This is a genomic window from Glutamicibacter sp. V16R2B1, from assembly GCF_005774635.1.
Taxonomy (GTDB): Bacteria; Actinomycetota; Actinomycetes; order Actinomycetales; family Micrococcaceae; genus Glutamicibacter; species Glutamicibacter creatinolyticus.
This window is the reverse complement of sequence record NZ_VATX01000038.1, coordinates 1-14,746: the sequence shown is the minus strand read 5'-3', so window position 1 is coordinate 14,746 and position 14,746 is coordinate 1. Positions and strand designations below refer to the sequence as shown.

The 14,746-nt window shown below is 68.2% G+C and carries 27 protein-coding genes; 7 read left to right on the top strand and 20 right to left on the bottom strand.

Annotated elements, in window-relative coordinates:
- From FDN03_RS15680 to FDN03_RS15585, 20 genes are all read right to left on the bottom strand, one after another.
- Nucleotides 1-285 (bottom strand): hypothetical protein (locus FDN03_RS15680; RefSeq protein ID WP_138178531.1); only part of this gene is annotated, 285 nt, incomplete at its 3' end.
- A gap of 111 nt (nucleotides 286-396) precedes the next feature.
- Nucleotides 397-894, bottom strand: coding sequence for a Pycsar system effector family protein (locus FDN03_RS15675; protein WP_138178530.1), 498 nt, complete (start codon nucleotides 892-894; stop codon nucleotides 397-399).
- Nucleotides 887-1,135: a hypothetical protein gene (locus FDN03_RS15670; RefSeq protein ID WP_138178529.1), complete on the bottom strand. Its 249-nt coding sequence runs from the start codon at nucleotides 1,133-1,135 to the stop codon at nucleotides 887-889. The genes FDN03_RS15675 and FDN03_RS15670 overlap by 8 nt, the downstream gene beginning before the upstream one ends.
- Complete coding sequence (locus tag FDN03_RS15665; RefSeq protein ID WP_138178528.1) at nucleotides 1,128-1,328, bottom strand: hypothetical protein; 201 nt, start codon at nucleotides 1,326-1,328, stop codon at nucleotides 1,128-1,130. Before FDN03_RS15665 ends, FDN03_RS15670 begins: the two co-directional genes overlap by 8 nt.
- A gap of 8 nt (nucleotides 1,329-1,336) precedes the next feature.
- Nucleotides 1,337-1,963, bottom strand: a complete 627-nt coding sequence (locus FDN03_RS15660) for a hypothetical protein (protein WP_138178527.1) — start codon at nucleotides 1,961-1,963, stop codon at nucleotides 1,337-1,339.
- A gap of 191 nt (nucleotides 1,964-2,154) precedes the next feature.
- Nucleotides 2,155-2,463 carry a hypothetical protein gene (locus FDN03_RS15655; protein ID WP_138178526.1) on the bottom strand — a complete coding sequence of 103 codons (309 nt, stop codon included), beginning with the start codon at nucleotides 2,461-2,463 and terminating at the stop codon, nucleotides 2,155-2,157.
- An 83-nt stretch (nucleotides 2,464-2,546) separates the two neighbouring features.
- Complete coding sequence (locus FDN03_RS15650; protein ID WP_138178525.1) at nucleotides 2,547-3,020, bottom strand: hypothetical protein; 474 nt, start codon at nucleotides 3,018-3,020, stop codon at nucleotides 2,547-2,549.
- Nucleotides 3,017-3,385 carry a hypothetical protein gene (locus tag FDN03_RS15645; protein WP_138178524.1) on the bottom strand — a complete coding sequence of 123 codons (369 nt, stop codon included), beginning with the start codon at nucleotides 3,383-3,385 and terminating at the stop codon, nucleotides 3,017-3,019. The genes FDN03_RS15650 and FDN03_RS15645 overlap by 4 nt, the downstream gene beginning before the upstream one ends.
- A 98-nt stretch (nucleotides 3,386-3,483) precedes the next feature.
- The gene (locus FDN03_RS15640) at nucleotides 3,484-4,686 is read right to left on the bottom strand and encodes a phage Gp37/Gp68 family protein (protein ID WP_138178523.1); all 1,203 of its coding nucleotides are present in this window, start codon (nucleotides 4,684-4,686) and stop codon (nucleotides 3,484-3,486) included.
- Nucleotides 4,686-4,973 (bottom strand): hypothetical protein, encoded by a 288-nt coding sequence (locus FDN03_RS15635; protein WP_138178522.1) that lies wholly within the window; start codon nucleotides 4,971-4,973, stop codon nucleotides 4,686-4,688. The genes FDN03_RS15640 and FDN03_RS15635 overlap by 1 nt, the downstream gene beginning before the upstream one ends.
- Entirely contained in the window at nucleotides 4,966-5,238 is a 273-nt protein-coding gene (locus tag FDN03_RS15630) for a hypothetical protein (RefSeq protein ID WP_138178521.1), read from the bottom strand. The genes FDN03_RS15635 and FDN03_RS15630 overlap by 8 nt, the downstream gene beginning before the upstream one ends.
- The gene (locus FDN03_RS15625; protein ID WP_138178520.1) at nucleotides 5,238-5,669 is read right to left on the bottom strand and encodes a hypothetical protein; all 432 of its coding nucleotides are present in this window, start codon (nucleotides 5,667-5,669) and stop codon (nucleotides 5,238-5,240) included. Before FDN03_RS15625 ends, FDN03_RS15630 begins: the two co-directional genes overlap by 1 nt.
- Nucleotides 5,669-5,950 carry a hypothetical protein gene (locus FDN03_RS15620; RefSeq protein WP_138178519.1) on the bottom strand — a complete coding sequence of 94 codons (282 nt, stop codon included), beginning with the start codon at nucleotides 5,948-5,950 and terminating at the stop codon, nucleotides 5,669-5,671. The genes FDN03_RS15625 and FDN03_RS15620 overlap by 1 nt, the downstream gene beginning before the upstream one ends.
- Nucleotides 5,951-6,095: 145 nt before the next feature.
- A complete protein-coding gene (locus FDN03_RS15615; protein ID WP_138178518.1) occupies nucleotides 6,096-6,518 on the bottom strand; it encodes a hypothetical protein in 423 nt (140 codons plus the stop codon).
- The gene (locus FDN03_RS15610; protein ID WP_138178517.1) at nucleotides 6,515-6,805 is read right to left on the bottom strand and encodes a hypothetical protein; all 291 of its coding nucleotides are present in this window, start codon (nucleotides 6,803-6,805) and stop codon (nucleotides 6,515-6,517) included. The genes FDN03_RS15615 and FDN03_RS15610 overlap by 4 nt, the downstream gene beginning before the upstream one ends.
- Nucleotides 6,802-7,182: a hypothetical protein gene (locus FDN03_RS15605; RefSeq protein ID WP_138178516.1), complete on the bottom strand. Its 381-nt coding sequence runs from the start codon at nucleotides 7,180-7,182 to the stop codon at nucleotides 6,802-6,804. The genes FDN03_RS15610 and FDN03_RS15605 overlap by 4 nt, the downstream gene beginning before the upstream one ends.
- Nucleotides 7,179-7,358, bottom strand: coding sequence for a hypothetical protein (locus tag FDN03_RS15600; protein WP_138178515.1), 180 nt, complete (start codon nucleotides 7,356-7,358; stop codon nucleotides 7,179-7,181). The genes FDN03_RS15605 and FDN03_RS15600 overlap by 4 nt, the downstream gene beginning before the upstream one ends.
- Complete coding sequence (locus tag FDN03_RS15595) at nucleotides 7,355-7,609, bottom strand: hypothetical protein (RefSeq protein ID WP_138178514.1); 255 nt, start codon at nucleotides 7,607-7,609, stop codon at nucleotides 7,355-7,357. The genes FDN03_RS15600 and FDN03_RS15595 overlap by 4 nt, the downstream gene beginning before the upstream one ends.
- A gap of 222 nt (nucleotides 7,610-7,831) precedes the next feature.
- Nucleotides 7,832-8,128, bottom strand: coding sequence for a hypothetical protein (locus FDN03_RS15590; RefSeq protein WP_138178513.1), 297 nt, complete (start codon nucleotides 8,126-8,128; stop codon nucleotides 7,832-7,834).
- Nucleotides 8,125-8,487, bottom strand: a complete 363-nt coding sequence (locus FDN03_RS15585) for a hypothetical protein (protein ID WP_138178512.1) — start codon at nucleotides 8,485-8,487, stop codon at nucleotides 8,125-8,127. Before FDN03_RS15585 ends, FDN03_RS15590 begins: the two co-directional genes overlap by 4 nt.
- 917 nt (nucleotides 8,488-9,404) lie before the next feature.
- Between FDN03_RS15585 and FDN03_RS15580 the strand changes: the two genes are divergently transcribed.
- The 7 genes from FDN03_RS15580 to FDN03_RS15550 all read left to right on the top strand — a co-directional run bounded on the left by FDN03_RS15580 (nucleotide 9,405) and on the right by FDN03_RS15550 (nucleotide 14,634).
- On the top strand, nucleotides 9,405-9,881 hold the full coding sequence (locus FDN03_RS15580; protein ID WP_138178511.1) for a hypothetical protein: 477 nt from the start codon (nucleotides 9,405-9,407) through the stop codon (nucleotides 9,879-9,881).
- Between the two features lie 633 nt (nucleotides 9,882-10,514).
- On the top strand, nucleotides 10,515-11,024 hold the full coding sequence (locus tag FDN03_RS16845; RefSeq protein ID WP_249354625.1) for a hypothetical protein: 510 nt from the start codon (nucleotides 10,515-10,517) through the stop codon (nucleotides 11,022-11,024).
- Nucleotides 11,021-11,626 carry a hypothetical protein gene (locus tag FDN03_RS15570; RefSeq protein WP_138178509.1) on the top strand — a complete coding sequence of 202 codons (606 nt, stop codon included), beginning with the start codon at nucleotides 11,021-11,023 and terminating at the stop codon, nucleotides 11,624-11,626. The genes FDN03_RS16845 and FDN03_RS15570 overlap by 4 nt, the downstream gene beginning before the upstream one ends.
- The gene (gene dnaB / locus FDN03_RS15565) at nucleotides 11,626-12,936 is read left to right on the top strand and encodes a replicative DNA helicase (protein ID WP_138178508.1); all 1,311 of its coding nucleotides are present in this window, start codon (nucleotides 11,626-11,628) and stop codon (nucleotides 12,934-12,936) included. Before FDN03_RS15570 ends, dnaB begins: the two co-directional genes overlap by 1 nt.
- 23 nt (nucleotides 12,937-12,959) lie before the next feature.
- Nucleotides 12,960-13,244: a hypothetical protein gene (locus FDN03_RS15560; RefSeq protein WP_138178507.1), complete on the top strand. Its 285-nt coding sequence runs from the start codon at nucleotides 12,960-12,962 to the stop codon at nucleotides 13,242-13,244.
- 47 nt (nucleotides 13,245-13,291) lie between these two features.
- Nucleotides 13,292-13,921: a single-stranded DNA-binding protein gene (ssb, locus tag FDN03_RS15555; RefSeq protein WP_138178506.1), complete on the top strand. Its 630-nt coding sequence runs from the start codon at nucleotides 13,292-13,294 to the stop codon at nucleotides 13,919-13,921.
- Nucleotides 13,921-14,634: a hypothetical protein gene (locus FDN03_RS15550; RefSeq protein ID WP_138178505.1), complete on the top strand. Its 714-nt coding sequence runs from the start codon at nucleotides 13,921-13,923 to the stop codon at nucleotides 14,632-14,634. The genes ssb and FDN03_RS15550 overlap by 1 nt, the downstream gene beginning before the upstream one ends.
- The last annotated feature ends 112 nt before the right edge of the window (nucleotides 14,635-14,746 follow it).

Genomic DNA, 14,746 nt, shown 5'->3' with positions numbered 1-14,746 from the left:
GAAGGTTGGCTCCGGCCGGGGTTCGGACCCACCACGGTGCGCCCCGGCCGGAGGAACAGCCCCGTCAGCGCAGGCGGAGGGAACCTGCGCCGACGGGAGATGGGAGGGCGACCGGCTGGCGGATGCGGCCAGATCGCGGATGGTGCGGTTCGCGTCGCGAAGGGCGGCACGGTGGATGCGGAGCTGGTCGACGAGGCAGAGCACATCTGTGGTGGTGATGGTGCCGTCGGTGGCGTGTTGTTCGATCAGCGCCAGGTCGAAGTCCTGCGGGGCGAGTTCAAGCACGGCAGATCCCTCCGCGGATGGTGGAGCCGCACAGGCCGCAGGTGCCGGACTGTCGGCCAGTGAGCTGCTCGAAGCGGTGCGGCTGGTCCTTGTGGGTCATCGCCGGTCCTGTCAGGTGATCTGGCCGGTGAGGACGGCCAGGACGATGAGGCCGCCGGCGGCGGCGAGGAGCTGGAGGCCGCGGCGGACGAGGCTGAACTTGCGGGCCACGACCCGGGCGACCCGGGCCGCTTCCTCTTCGGCGGCGGTGATCGCGGTGGGGGTGGCGTCGAATGCCGCGGCGAGGGTTCCGGCGGTGCTGGCCGCGAGGACATGCCAGGCGTTGAACACCGCGCCGGGCACACCGCGGCTGTTGGCGGGCTGGGGGTAGATGACCGCGCCGAGGGTGACCGCGGATGCCATCCCGGCGGCGATCCCACCCCACCAGATGACCTGTCCGACGGCGGGCAGGGCGGCGGCGGTGTTCGAGGTGACGGCGAGGAGCAGGCCGCCGGATGCCACCCCGAACGCGATGGCGGTCTGGGCGTCACCGCGGCCGGCTTCCCCGCGCATCTCGGCGATCCGGTCGGTTCGGACCTTCATCCGCTGGTCGGTGTCGAGGTCAGGCATCGGTGACCTCAACCCAGGCTGTGGTGGTCGTGACCGTGGTGACCTGTCGGCGCCAGAGGCGTTCGCCGGGCGGAAGGGGGGCGAGGCCGGACACGATGCCGTTGGCGACGGAACGCCCGCCGAGGTGGTCGAGGATGATCGGCGCGCTCGCCGTACGGGTGATCACATACTCGTCGTGGATGTTCGTGTCGGCCCCTGCGGGGGCGGACAGGTCGACATCAGGGGTCAGACGGTCAGGCACGGGGGGCGTCCTCGGGAAGCCGGGCGCCGGGGGCGTTGTAGCGGCGCTCCTGCTCGACGACGAGATGTGGGAACGCGGCCCGGAGATGGGCGAGGTTGTCGCTGTCGGCGCGCATCGCAGCGGCCATGATCAGGGCGTCGAAGGGGAGGCCTGCGGCGATCCGTCGGGCTTCCTCGTAGTCGTGCAGAGACATGGGTGTGGTCACCTTCTGAAAGGGATGGTCTGGTCGTCGGGCTGGTCGTCGCCTTGGCCGAGGTCGTCCCACAGCCACGACCGCTGCCACCCCCGCCGTGCCGCATAGGAACGCGCCTGGTCCGAAGGGCCTGGGCGAAACGCGCACTCGTCAGCCAATGCCTTCATGCGCGCAGCGAAGTCGACGCTCACGCGGCTGCGGCCCGTCTTGACGTTCGAGTTGCCTTTCAGGCCGAGCATCTGGCAGATATTCCGCTGGCTGTACCCGTTGGCTGCCATGCCTCGGACGAGTCTCCACGTGGCTGAGGCGTCTACCGATGCCGGCGCTGGGGTTTGGATAGCGAGGATGGCATCGGCGATGTCGCGGCGTATCCGTCGTTGCTGGTAGACCCGCTCGACGGTTGCGACTGGCAGGCCTGCCGTGGTTTCGATTCTGTTGATGGTCATACCGGCGGCGGTCAGCTGGTCGACGTGTTCCCGGACGGGGGTGATGTCGACGAGATTGGTGTGGGGGCGGCCGTAGCCGATGTGCTTGTAGCGAAGGCGGGCATATTCGTTTGCCGCGTCTTTGCAGAGTTTGCAGGAGCAGTGTTTCCGACCGTACGGGGTGCCGTGTTTGATGGGTCGGGTTGTCACTGCTTTTCCTTCCTGCGGTCTGGTGGTGTGGTCTTTCTTCGGCCGGCTGGGGGCGCCCCGGGCGGCGGTGTCGTCTTCACGCCGCCCGGGGCGGTCGGGTGGGTGGGGGGCTGGTGTCGACCGGCTATGCCGCCGTACGCGGGTGCTGCGGTGGTCCCGCAGCAGACGGCCATCCACCAGCCCCCACCCGGTCAGGAGGTCGCCGGCTCGGCGGCGGGGACGGGCTGCCACTCGGTGGTCGTGACCATCCGCGTCACCTCGACCGGCCGAACCTCAACCGCCGAGATGACGTCCTGGTAGAGCCAGCGGTCGCAGTCCTGCATCTCGGTCAGACCGACCTGGTAGGTGACCCGCCAGTGGGTGCCGTCGTGCTTGAAGACGGCGGTCCGCGTCTCGTTCCAGCGGCCGGAGTCGACGTGCTCGGTGTGGACGGTGTCGTCGGAGTACGGGATGTCGAGGTCGAAGAGCTCGTCGCGGGTGAAGGTGCGGGTGTTGGCCATCGGTGCTGCCTCTCGCTGCTGGTGGGTGGTCTGGTGGGCGGGGCGCCACGGGGACACGACGCCCCGCCCGGCTGGTGGACCGCTCAGTCGTGGGAGTAGTCCTCGACGGTGAAGCCGTCGGCACGCGCGATGACCCTCGCCGGGTCGCCGAACGCCTTCAGGAACACGTCCTCGTAGGAGCCGAGGTCGCCTTCCAGCGCCTTCAGCGCGCGGTGGACGTCGGCCATGGTGGGCGCGTCGCGAAGGTCCCAGACCTCGTAGACGGAAAGCTCGTTACCCTTGTCATCCTCAATCGACTCGTACGGCGATGACGCGCCCTCCGGGGCCGGGTCGAGGGCCACGCCGTCGAGGTGAATGCCGAATGTGCACGGGTCGCCGTCGTTGAAGTACGGGGTGTACTGGTGCCACACCACGGCCTTCACGCCGGGGAGGCCGAGCAAGCGGTCGAGGGCCTTCTTGAAGTCCTCGGCGGTCTTCTGCGCCCCGCGCGGCTCGGTGTAGCGGGACACCTCGCCCTTGATCGGCAGGCCGGCGAAGGTGGTGGTGTCGGTGCTCATGGCGCTCCTACGAAATCGGTCATGGTGACGGTGCGGCGCCGCGCGCCGCCCATCCACGGCTGAAGGGTCATGTGCTGCAGGTAGTCCTCGATCGTGGGAATCCGACCGAGGTCTTCGAGTACGTGCTGTTCAGCGATCAGCCGGACGGGAACCGGCACCTCGCCGTGCTTGCGGGGGACGGTGAGGGTGGGGCCGAACATGCGGCCGGCGAGGTAGATGCCCCACGAGCTGTGGAGCATCGCCCGGTGCCGCATGTCGGGGAATGCTTCCTTGCTGCTGTCGATGCATTCGTGGACGGGGAGATAGGCGTCCGGGCTGCCGCCCCATTTCCGGGCGGATGATTGGGCGTGATACCAGGCGTTCATCGGCTGAAGCCTTCGTTTGGTGGGTCCCGGCGCCGGGTGTCCACTCCGGGGGGGGGTTTGAGTGACGGCCGGCGCCGGGACGTTTGAGGGGCCGCCTGCTACGGCGACGGGGCGGGAGTCGGCCTGAGGCGAGTGGGCATGTCGTCGTGGGTTCGGCCGTCCAGTTCGCGGCCGGAGTGCTTCCCCCAGCGGCGGATCGAGGCGTGCATCGACTCGTCGACGGAGCCGCGCTCTCCCGACCAAGGCTTGTGGGAGTACTGGTGGGTTTCCCAGCCGTACTGATCGGCCCAGACGGCGTAGCCGTGGGTGGCGCCGGCCGCTTCGGATGCGGCCTTTGCGGCGTTCAGCTCGGCGACGAGCACCGGGTTGTACCGGTCCGCGGACCAGCGTTCGATGAGGTCCGGGTCGATCGACACCTTGTGCTGCGCCGGACCCCAAGATCCCCATTGTTTGAAAAAGTAGGCGCGGCCCCGGCCGAGCGTCTGATCGCGCAGACCGCGCACCCACAGCGGATGCGCCGGCCTTGCCTTCAGCCCCGACTCTCCGCCGCACAGCACCCAGTCGACGCAGCCAGGCGCAGCAGCGTAGATCGTCCCGGTCTTCGGGTCGACGACATCCCCGGCGAGAGCGTCGATGTGCGCGCCGTTGCGGGCCTTCAGCTTGGTGAGGTCGACCGGGCCGAGGAGCGGTTCGGCGGAGACGACGCGGACTGCGGCGGGTGTCTCCAGCAGCGCAGGGATGCGCAGCTCCGCTGTCTTCTGGTCTTCGGCACTCACCCCCACCCACACGTTGGGCAGCGGCCACTCGAAGCGGTGGAACAGGCCCGGCTCGATGCCGGGGACGTAGGTCGGGCTGTGCGGTGTGGACGCCCAGTCCATTGCCGAGCGGAGGTGTACGCCGGGCTGGTGGCCGGCGCCGCAGCGGCAGTCGTCTTGAAGGAACGACCGCATCCGCGCGTGCCGCTTGGTCAGAACGATGTAGGTGTGTTGCGGGGTGGCGGCCATGACCGCCCACATGCGGACGATCGCCTCGTCGGGGACGTCCTGGTGGAAGACGTCGCCCATGGAGTTGACGAAGTAGGTGGTGGGCTTCCGCCGCTTCAGCGGGGCGGTGAGCCGTTCGGGGTGGACGGTGACGTTGAAGCCGTTGGGGTAGGCCTTGGTGCCGGCGAAGCGGTGGGCGATGCTCTCCGCGTAGCACTGATCACAACCGCTGCTGATCTTGGAACATCCGTCGATCACGTTCCAGGTCTCGCCCGGGGTGCCGTCGGCGTTCCGGCACCACTCGATCTTCGTGGCCATCAGTGGTTCTCCCCGCGCATGTCACCGCGGGCGACGGTGGCGATCACGTGATGGTCGTCAAAACCGGCGAGTCGCCCGTAGTTCTCATGGTTCTTCCAGCGGTTGAGGGCGGTGCGGGCCTCGGCTGGGCTCGCAGCGCCGCCGACCTCGATCCGGTGCAATGCCCTGTCTGCGAAGTCAACTGCGGCGAGGAGGGCGAGAACATCGGCGCGGGCCTGCTGCGGGTCGATGCGGGTCGTGTCCTTGCCGTACCGGGTGCGCAGGCCGTCGAAGGCGATCTCAGACATGGCTGGCACCACCGGACGGGCGGACCATCGGGACCACGTCGGCGGGGATCTCGTAGAGGGCGGCCCACTCCCAGTCGCCATGATCCGGGATGATCTCCATGATTCCGGCGCCGTGGGCGCCTTCGAAGACCACCACCCACAGCCGGCTGTCGTTGGTGTCGGCGGGGCGGGCGAACACGTCGCCGATGCTGGCGGCGGTGAACATCTGGTAGACCTTCTCGTCGTCGGCCGCGGTGCGCGCGGACTCGGCGTTCGGGGCGGTCATCAGGCGCCAGCCCTACGGGCCTCGGATGCCAAGTGGTCGATGGCCTGCAAGCCCGGCAGGATCCGGCCTCCGACGCCCATGAAGGATGGCGCCCAGCCGTCCTCGATGAACTGCTTCGCACCCGCCCGGGACATGTTCTGGGTGGAGATCAGCCAGTCTTCGAACTCCTGCTCAGTCTTGAACACCGGGCTGACCGGGGTGCCTTCGGAAACGGTTTCGTACAGGCACCAGCCAAGCGGGGTGCCCTCGTTCCATGTCGGCATGTAGTCGGACGGGTCGGGGGCGGGTTCGCCATGCTCGCGGGCGTACTCCAACTCCCGGAAGTAGGAGGACCGGTCGCTCAGGCTGACGTAGCGGATCTCGCCGGAGGGGTAGAAGCCGTCGCGGGGGTGCTCCCAGTCGAGGGCGACACGTCGGATCTCGCGGCTCATCAGACGGCCCGCCTGCGGGTTCCGGCCTGCAGGTCGGCGACCGCCCGGAGGATCTCGTCCTCGACGATGTCGTGGACGGACAGCGACCCGTCGGCGTGCTTGGTGAACATCGGCTTGGCCGTGTCGAAACCGGCCACCCCGCGCAGATCCTGACCGAGCATGACCCGCATGGCGATGGCGAGAAGCTCCATGTCGGTCAGCTCCTCGATGACCATCTGGGCGACGACGTTGCCGGCGACCGACGCTCTCGCGATGACGTCCTGGTCTTCGGGTGTGCTCACTGCGTACCTCCAGTGGAGTGGAGTGGGTCTTGGCTGGCGCTGAAGCAGGTGGTGCAGCGGGCCGAGCCGGTGAGCGGCTCGAAACTGTGGGGGCTGTCCGGGTCCGGGCCGGGGCGCAGGCCAGCGAGGGCGGCGCCGGGCTCGATCACGCGGCCCACCTGCGCAGATCGGCCGGTATGTGGCCGCCGCGGAACCGGTCCGGCTCGGTGGCCTTCGTGCAGGTGCCGCCGTTGTAGGCGCTGCCGCAGGCCCGAATTCCGCATTCGAGGCACACGCCGTTCCGCTGCCGCCATGCCACCCACGGGGCGGCTTCGCCGACGGCTGCCAGCTTGCGTAGGAGCGGAAGGTGCCGGTCGTCGACGAGTAGGCCCTGCTCGTCAAGCAGGAGGTGAAGGTCCCGTCCGGGGATCTCGTCGAGGAGCATGGCGCGCAGCTTCTGGGCGTCCCGTCGGGTGTTGACATGCCCGAACGCGGCGGACCGGCCCGCGACGGGAACGGCGGTCACATGCCATTCCCGGCCGCGGCGGCCGATCAGCAGGTTGCCGTCGGTGTCAGGGGTGCGGCTCACCGGGTGCCGCCTTCACCGCCGCGGGCGGGGTGGGTGGCACGGGCCAGATCGGCGGCGAGGATCTCCTCCCACGTGGACCGCTCGTCGCGCTGGGAGGCTCTGGCGGCGCCGCGGAGCCAGGCCGCGCGGATCATGTCGACCATGGACACCATGCCCCTGATGCCACGGCCGTTACGGAACTCGGTGAGCACCTGCAGGTACAGGTACTGCTCGCTGGACGTGCCGATGGTCTTGATGGCCCGTTCGATCTCGTGGTCGAAAATGTCGGCGCTGAGGGTGAGGTTCATCGGTGAGCCTTCCGGCTGTGGGTGTTCAGGTCGGCGGTGAGGATCCGGAGCCATGCCTCGACCGGGTCGAATTCGAGTTCGCGGAGTTCCACGCGGAGGCTGGCGGCCCGGTTCGCGTCTGTCTCGGTCAGATCAGCCCAGTAGCCGCGGCCCTCCCGGAACTCGGTGAGGACCTGGACGTAGGCGGCGTGGAGGCTGCCGAGACCAAGGGCGTTGTCGGCGCGGGCCGCAGCGGCGGCTTCCTCGTCGGTGACCGGGAGAGCAGCGGCGGTGCGCCGTGGCTTGCGCGGGCAGATGCAGCCACCCGCAGCCGCGGCGCGGAAGGTGGAGCGGCAGCAGGTGCCACACCAGATGCCGCCCTCGTCGAGGTCGCTCATCCCCACACCGCCAGGCCGACGACGACGCCGGCATAGCCGCAGGCGAGCACGCCGGCCACGGTGAGCGGAACTGCGATGGCTACGGCCAGGCCGTGGAGTGCGCGGACGGTGAGGCTGCGCCCGGGCGCCGGGTCGAGGGTGGGGTCGGTCAGTTGGAGCGGCAGGTTGGACATCACGCGGCACCGCCCGTCCGGCGGCGGATCTCGGCGATCCACAGCGCGGTCAGCTCGGCGTACTGGTCATCGTCCCAGTCGCCCTGCTCGGGAACGATGTTGAACCCGAGCCGGTGGTCGTACTGGTCGATGCAGTTGAGCGCGTCCGGCGGGTAGTGCGCGCGGAGCTGACCAACGATGTCGCTACTGGGGTCGTCCATGTCGAGCGTGTCGATGTTGATGAGGGTGGGCCAGTCGGGGGTGCGCCAGTCCATCTCTTCGGCGCCAGCGGCGACCCGCTGGCGGCGGTCGGGGCGGTCATCGGCCAGCCTCGATCGGCCTCGGCTCAGCCCGGTGCCCGTCGGTAGGGCGCTGGCCCTTCCTGTGACTCCACGAGATCGTTCCCTGCCGGGACCGGAGAAAGATCGGGGCGTCGCAGTGGTCACACCGGTCGGCGATCGCGCCGTTCGGGCGGATGAAGTCGGCTCCGGCGGCGGTCATCGGGAACCGCCCTGAAGCCTCGCCACGATCCCGGCGTGGCCCCGCTTCGCCTCGTCCAGGGTCGGCCAGCGCTCGCACGGCGGCGGGGTCTCCGCCCCGAACACCATCGTCTCGAAGATCAGCGGCGGTTCGTCGCCGCTGCCGCGGTCAGCCGACAGGAAGATGGTCGAGACCTCGACCGGACCGTCGGCGCCCGCGAGCGTGTCGTAGGCGATCGGCGCGGCGGTGGCGAACAGGAACTGCCCGGTGGCTTCGTCGACCGGGTTGCCGTCCAGGTCGTAGTAGCGGGTCACGCCGCACCACCGGCGGGGTAGCCGGCGACCGCGTAGAACTTCTCGTCGGCGACAGCGTCAGCCTCGGCCAGCAGCCGGGCCCGCTCGAACACGTCCATGACGTCCAACACGGCGAGGATCTCCACGGCCGCATCCCAGATGCGGGTGGCCCGGCAGGTGTCGTCCAGCTCGTAGGCGTGGGCCAGCGCGGTGCCGGCGATGTCTTCGGCCCCGTCGTAGTCGGGGTCCTGGGCGAGCCGGAGAACGGCGACAAGGCCGGTCTCGACGGCGTCGAACTCCTGGGCGTAGACCGTCTCGACGTCGCCGTCGGACCGGTCCGGGTTGTCGTAGTCGACCTCACGGTCGTCGATCAAGGTCATTGTTCCCCCTTGCGGCCGGCGCGACATCCGTCCAGCGCCGTGCCACTATTTTCCAGTGTGTTCCAGGATTCGTCAAGCCCTCGGCGCGCTCGACCTGACCCCCGCATGAACCTGCAGGTCAGCGATTGCCCAAGCACGACAGCGGCCCGAGCCCGGTCACCCGACCGACCCGAGGGTCGACGACACCACCCCGACACGGTAGATTGCTGGAACAGACTGGACAAGCCGAGACCGCAAGGAGGGGACAGTGCAGCGCAGACAGCCCCTCCAGCGGACCGGCACGCCCAGGCGGGCGACCCCGCTGACCAGCAGGACCCGCCTCACCCCGGGGCCGGGACTGGCGCGTGCAGGGCGGCTCAAGCCGGTGTCAGACCGGCGGCAAGCCGAGAACCGGACGCGCCGGCAGGTCGTCCAGGCGCTCGCTGCTGACGTCGAAGCTGCCGGGTGCTGCCCGGCGGCGGAAGCGTTCCCCCTGGTGCCCTGCGGCGGGCCGGTGGACGCGCACGAACCGCTCTCGCGAGCACGTGGAGGGAGCGCGGTCGACCCGGCGAACATTCGCCTTCTCTGCCGCCAACATCACGACCACATCCACCACGTGGACCCGGACGGCGCGGAGAAGGCCGGCTGGCTCGTCCACTCGTGGGACGCCGATCGCGTAGTTCCCCCGTAAAAGCGAAGAGCCCGACCGGAGGGGGGACCGGTCGGGCTCTAAGCCGCCATCCGAGTTACCAGCTCGGACAACCACCCATACACAACTAGAACGAGGTTAGCATGCCTGGCCCTGCTTTGCAGTGCAACACTCGAAACTGTGACGCCAATATCGCCGGCTCGGCGCTTGGCGGCCACCAGTGAGCCGTCGACGTAAGCCACCATCCCGCCGTCCCGGGCAACCTCAGTCGTCCCGCTCGGGACGAGGCGTGCCACCCGCGAGTTACGCGCTCTACCACAACCCGCCGCCGTTCGACGGCTACCAGGAATGGTTCCAGATTCCGACCAGCGCGGCCGACCACATCGAGCACCCGGCAACCTTCGACCCGAACCTGAGCGACGGGGCGAAGGATGTCATGAACGTTCTCGTCAAGCTTGGACCGCGCTACCACTACCACGTTCCGATGGCCGCAGTCCTCCTCGACGCGCAGATCCAGACTGGGATCATCAACCTTGCGGTCACCGGCCAGCCTGACAGGTTCCGCCCCATCCCACTGGCGGAGTTCGCGCACAGTCTGAACAGCGGAACCGCGTTTCACGACCAGATCCGGGAGCGGTCGCCCGACTGGAAGCCGCAGCGGCAGGACGCGGACACCGTCGCGTTCCACATTCACGACCTGCACATCCATGGCCTGCTCGTCCTCGACAACGAGGACATCGTCAACCTGGCGCTAGGGGGCATGTAGCCCATGGCGACGAAATGGATGATCGAACGCGCGGTCTTCCGTGACGATCGTGGCGACCCAGGCCGTGCCTGGATGCTCGACATGAAGCCCCTGCCGTCCAGCGGGCGCCTTGTGATGAGCGTGCTCCTCAGCCGCTGCGACACCGACACGGGCCTTATCGACGCCGACCACACGCCGTCCCTGTCTGACCTTGCCGAGCTGACCGGGCTGGACCGGTCCACCGTCCGGCGGGTCCTCAATGGCTTGGAGCGGGCCTGCTGGGTCATCCGGCATCGGCCCGATCCGGCAGACGCCCGCGCGCACGGTGCCCGCACCGGATATCAGCTCGGCGTCCCCGGCAGGGACGGAATGCCGGTCCCCGTCGACGAAGAGGTAGAGGCACCACGCCCCCAGGGTAGGGGCGTCACGCCCCCACCCAAGACGGAGAAGGTAGGGGCGTCACGCCCCCAGAGTGGGGGCACTGCGCCCCCACCGGTAGAGGCACCACGCCCCCAGGGTAGGGGCGTCACGCCCCCCATTCCTCTCTCTACACCAGTAACACCTAAAGAAGACCTAGACCACCAGCGCGCGAGCACGCGAACGAAGCCGCAGGAGACTGTCCGAAAGATCAGGCCGGGCGACGGCATGCTCCCCATGCCCGTCGCCGTCCCGTCTCCGAAGCAGAAGCACCGCAGGCCCGATCCTGGACCGGCTGCCGTCCTCGACAGCACTCGTCGCCGCGAAGGTGGAACCCCGCCCGCAACTGCCGCCGGAAACCAACTCCTCGCCGAACACGTCGCGGCTTACCCGTACACCCCGCCTCGGGACGTTCAACGGTGGACCTCAACCGCGATCGAGAAGCAGCTCGCCCAAGGCGTCGATCCCGAGATGGTTCGGATCGGCCTCTCGCTGCTTCGCAGCGACCAGAAGGCGAACCCCCAGCGAGACATCGGCCCCGGTCTGCTGCCGAAGTACGTCGACCAAGCACTCCGTGGCATCCGCCCTGGGAACATCCGGCCCCGAGGCCAGGAGAACGCGCTCGACGTTCTTGCTCGGGTGAAGGCGAAGATGCAAGCCGGGGACGGAGGGTTCCGCACAGCCGCACCGTTCGACGCTGATCGGATCGTCGACAGCTTCGCCGTCAACTACGGAGAAACCGCATGACCCCCGACGAGACGTTGGAGCTTCTCTACCTGATCGCCGGCTACCACCCCGGCTTCGTGATGAACGAGCACACGCCCGTCGCGTGGCACCACGCCCTGGCGGACATCCCTGCCGAGCAGGCGACCGCGGCGATGCACGAACACTTCGCTGTCGCCGGCCCGTGGATCACCGTTGCGGACATCCGCCGCCGGATCGCTGACCGGCTGGGCCTGACCCCTCCGGATGCGGAGGTGGCCTACATGCAGGCCGTCCGGTTCAAGAAGTGGCTGAACGCCCGGGTCGGCGACGAACCGGAGATCCACCCGGCCGCGCTGGAAGCGGCCCGTACGGTCGGCTGGACCACGTTCGAAAGCTTGGAGGGGCTCGCCCACAAGCGGTTCGTGACCGCCTATGACACGACTTTCCGTGCCGCGCAGCGGGAGCTGGCAACGACGCCGTTCCCGGTGCTGCTCGCCCGCGTGGAGGAACCGAAGGCGCTGCCCGGCGGGTACGGCGTCCGCGAGCCCAAGCCGGCGGCGACCAACTCGAAGGCCGTCGCACGCCTAGACCGGATGATCGGCGAGGCCATGGGGAGCATCAGCGTCGACGGGGACGACCACTGATGGCCGACGAGATGCCCCACGACCTGCAGGCCGAACAGTCCACCATCGGCGCTGTCCTACATTCTGCTGATGTTCTCGGCGACATCCTGGGTGTCGTCGACGTCGAGGACTTCTACCGTCCGGCGCACGCCACGATCCTCAGCGCCTACACCCGTCTCCTGGACCGCGGCGACCCGGTGGACATCACCAGTGTCATCGCCGAACTGGACCGGCACGGCGAGCTTGCCCGCGTTGGCGGTCATGACTACCTTCACACGCTGCTTTCGGTCACCCCGTCGGCGGGAAGCGGCGGGCACTACGCCCGGATCGTGTCGGAGAAGGCGACAGCTCGACGGTTCGTGGTCGCTGCGTTGCAGGTTCTGCAGATGGCCCGGGGGCCGGTCGAGAGTGTTGAGCGGCTCACCGCAGCAGTCCAGGACATTGTCTACGCGGCGTCCCGGGCGAAGGGCAGCCGGGAGATCAGCCAGCTTGGGGACCTGCTCGCCGTGGTCCTCGACGAGATCGAAGCCGACGCGGCGACCGACGGCCTGATAGGTATCCCTACCGGTTTCGCTGATCTCGATGAGGTCACGGGCGGGTTCCGTCCCGGGGAGCTGTGGGTGGTGGCGGCTCGCCCTTCGGTCGGCAAGTCGATGTTCGGGATGGACATTGCTCGTCACGCGGCGATCCGCCGCAACATCCCCGCGGCCTACTTCTCGCTGGAGATGCGGAAGAACGACCTTGTTAAACGTCTCCTTGCCGCAGAGGCCCGCGTTCCCCTGCATGACATCCGATCGGGGAAGATCTGCGACGATGACTGGGGGCGGCTGAGTCGTCGCCTTGGCGAGATCGCCGAAGCGCCGCTGTTCCTCCACGACAGCCCGGGTATCACCGTGGCGGAGATTCGGACGAAGGCCCGCCGGCTGCAATCCACCAAGGGTCTCCAGCTGCTCGTGGTGGACTATCTGCAGTTGATGGGTTCCAGCGGCCGGCTGGAGAACCGGCAGCAGGAGGTCAGTAACATCTCCCTTGCGTTGAAACACATGGCGCTGCAGCTCGGCATCACCGTAGTGGCCCTGTCCCAGCTGAACAGAACGTTGGAGCAGCGAGCTGACAAGCGCCCGCAGATGCACGATATCCGCGAAAGTGGATCGATCGAACAGGATGCGGATGGCATAATTATGTTGTACCGTGAAGAACTGGTTGAACCGGAGACTTCTCGCCTCGGTGAGGCCGACCTGATCCTTGAGAAGAACAGGTCTGGCGCGAAGGGCACGATCACCGTCGCCTTCCAGGGGCACTACTCGCGTTTCGTAGACATGGCGAACTAGGTCCGGCGAGAGGGATGACTTCTATGGACTACACAGCGACTCCGTATTCCGACCGGTGCGATCTGGGCGAGTGCTATCGCGCACGCATCAACGAGATCCCGACCAAGGTCGCGATCGTTGACGGCGCATACCTGGCGAACTACACCTGCTCCCGATGTGGCTACGAGTGGGCGACTTCGTGGATGGCCGGCGGGTACGGCGAGGTCGCCGACCAGTGGATGCGGTCTCTCGCCGAGTCGACCCGTGCCGCGGGCCTGCCGATGCTGCCCCCGGGCGGGCGGCGCCACCCGGCACGGCGAAGCGCGTAACGAACCAGCAAGACAACACCATCAGTTCGCTGTGAATGGAGTTTGAGATGAGCCTGCCAACACTGTCCGGTACCGCAAGGCTGGTGAAGGACCCCGAGCTTCGGTACACGCAGAACGGCGCCGCGGTGGTGAAGGTACCGCTGGCCTTCAACTCGCGGATCAAAGACCAGCAGACCGGCGAATGGCGCGACGGCGACGTCTTCTTCATCGAGGCGACCGCGTTCAGCCAGGCTGCGGAGAACGTCGCCGAGTCGCTGTCGAAGGGCAGCGAGGTGGTGGTGACCGGACGTCTGAAGACCCAGCAGTGGGAGGACAAGCAGACCGGTGACAAGCGGTCCCGCCCGGAGCTTCTGATCGACACGATCGGCCCTTCGCTGCGGTTCGCGACAGCGAAGCCGGTGAAGGCCGAGCGCGGCAACGGCAACGGCCAGGGGCAAGGGCAGGGCTACGCGGGACCGCAGCAGCAGGGCTATCCCCAGCAGCCTCCGCAGCAGGGGTATCCGCAGGGCGTCCCGCAGGGTCCGCCTCCGCAGGGCTACCCGCAGCAGCAGGGTGGCTATCCCCAGCAGTACCCGCAGCAAGGCAACGGCCAGCAGGGCTACCCGCAGCAGGCGGCGCCGGGGGTTGACCCGTGGGCGCAGCCTGCCGGCAGCTACGACTCGAACCCGCCGTTCTGATGGGTGAGGTGCCGGCAATAGAAACCCACTACGCTGGCTGCCGCTTCCGGTCCCGACTCGAAGCCCGCTGGGCCGTCTTCTTCGACACCCTCGGAATCCGATGGGAATACGAGCCGCAGGGATTCGCGGCTACCTACCGGCTGAGCCTGGGCGCCGGAACGTTTCCGTATCTCCCCGACTTCTGGCTGCCTAGCCTCGGTATCTGGGCCGAGGTAAAGGGATCCCTCACCGAAGACGAGTGCCTCCGACTACTCGACGCCGCCGCGTTCCTCTCAACTAACGGTGGCGGCGGATGCCATGACTTCGGTGGCAACGACCTCGTCGTCCTCGGACCGGTACCACGGCCGGAGATGGGCGGTGGACGCTTTGAGCGCAGGACGCCTATTGCTCTGCTGCCGTGGCGCCTCCACATGCACAAGGGCGGCCTCTTCGGGACCGGATGGGATCCGACCAGTGAAGGTGAGGCACCCGGCGGGTCGTGCGCGTTGAGCGACGACCAGTTCCACATCGCAGGCGACTTCGGCGGGTCCCTGGTCGACTGTGCTTCCGACTGCGATTTCGAGCCGAAGGATCTCCCGCGAATCCTGGTGGCCACCTCTGGGCAAGTCAACGCCGAGCCCCGCTTCATCGACGCCTATACCGCCGCCCGCTCCGCCCGCTTCGAACACGGGGAGCGTGGCTGGTCGAAGGGGGGTGCCCGCGCTGGTCGCTGACGAGCTGGTCGAGCGGGTTGTCCGGGAGACGGTGGGCAGCATGCGCCTGTCCGGCTTCGAACCGTCGCCGGAGGCGGTGGCCCGGTTCTACCGGCTGGCTCGGGGTGAGATC

What these genes read in the sequence shown, in the direction of transcription:
- FDN03_RS15675 (WP_138178530.1), bottom strand. Translation starts at nt 894, where the DNA reads ATGCCTGACCTCGACACCGACCAGCGGATGAAGGTCCGAACCGACCGG.
- FDN03_RS15665 (WP_138178528.1), bottom strand. Translation starts at nt 1,328, where the DNA reads ATGTCTCTGCACGACTACGAGGAAGCCCGACGGATCGCCGCAGGCCTC.
- FDN03_RS15655 (WP_138178526.1), bottom strand. Translation starts at nt 2,463, where the DNA reads ATGGCCAACACCCGCACCTTCACCCGCGACGAGCTCTTCGACCTCGAC.
- FDN03_RS15650 (WP_138178525.1), bottom strand. Translation starts at nt 3,020, where the DNA reads ATGAGCACCGACACCACCACCTTCGCCGGCCTGCCGATCAAGGGCGAG.
- FDN03_RS15645 (WP_138178524.1), bottom strand. Translation starts at nt 3,385, where the DNA reads ATGAACGCCTGGTATCACGCCCAATCATCCGCCCGGAAATGGGGCGGC.
- FDN03_RS15640 (WP_138178523.1), bottom strand. Translation starts at nt 4,686, where the DNA reads ATGGCCACGAAGATCGAGTGGTGCCGGAACGCCGACGGCACCCCGGGC.
- FDN03_RS15635 (WP_138178522.1), bottom strand. Translation starts at nt 4,973, where the DNA reads ATGTCTGAGATCGCCTTCGACGGCCTGCGCACCCGGTACGGCAAGGAC.
- FDN03_RS15630 (WP_138178521.1), bottom strand. Translation starts at nt 5,238, where the DNA reads ATGACCGCCCCGAACGCCGAGTCCGCGCGCACCGCGGCCGACGACGAG.
- FDN03_RS15625 (WP_138178520.1), bottom strand. Translation starts at nt 5,669, where the DNA reads ATGAGCCGCGAGATCCGACGTGTCGCCCTCGACTGGGAGCACCCCCGC.
- FDN03_RS15610 (WP_138178517.1), bottom strand. Translation starts at nt 6,805, where the DNA reads ATGAACCTCACCCTCAGCGCCGACATTTTCGACCACGAGATCGAACGG.
- FDN03_RS15605 (WP_138178516.1), bottom strand. Translation starts at nt 7,182, where the DNA reads ATGAGCGACCTCGACGAGGGCGGCATCTGGTGTGGCACCTGCTGCCGC.
- FDN03_RS15595 (WP_138178514.1), bottom strand. Translation starts at nt 7,609, where the DNA reads ATGGACTGGCGCACCCCCGACTGGCCCACCCTCATCAACATCGACACG.
- FDN03_RS15585 (WP_138178512.1), bottom strand. Translation starts at nt 8,487, where the DNA reads ATGACCTTGATCGACGACCGTGAGGTCGACTACGACAACCCGGACCGG.
- FDN03_RS16845 (WP_249354625.1), top strand. Translation starts at nt 10,515, where the DNA reads ATGCCCGTCGCCGTCCCGTCTCCGAAGCAGAAGCACCGCAGGCCCGAT.
- FDN03_RS15570 (WP_138178509.1), top strand. Translation starts at nt 11,021, where the DNA reads ATGACCCCCGACGAGACGTTGGAGCTTCTCTACCTGATCGCCGGCTAC.
- dnaB (WP_138178508.1), top strand. Translation starts at nt 11,626, where the DNA reads ATGGCCGACGAGATGCCCCACGACCTGCAGGCCGAACAGTCCACCATC.
- FDN03_RS15560 (WP_138178507.1), top strand. Translation starts at nt 12,960, where the DNA reads ATGGACTACACAGCGACTCCGTATTCCGACCGGTGCGATCTGGGCGAG.
- ssb (WP_138178506.1), top strand. Translation starts at nt 13,292, where the DNA reads ATGAGCCTGCCAACACTGTCCGGTACCGCAAGGCTGGTGAAGGACCCC.
- FDN03_RS15550 (WP_138178505.1), top strand. Translation starts at nt 13,921, where the DNA reads ATGGGTGAGGTGCCGGCAATAGAAACCCACTACGCTGGCTGCCGCTTC.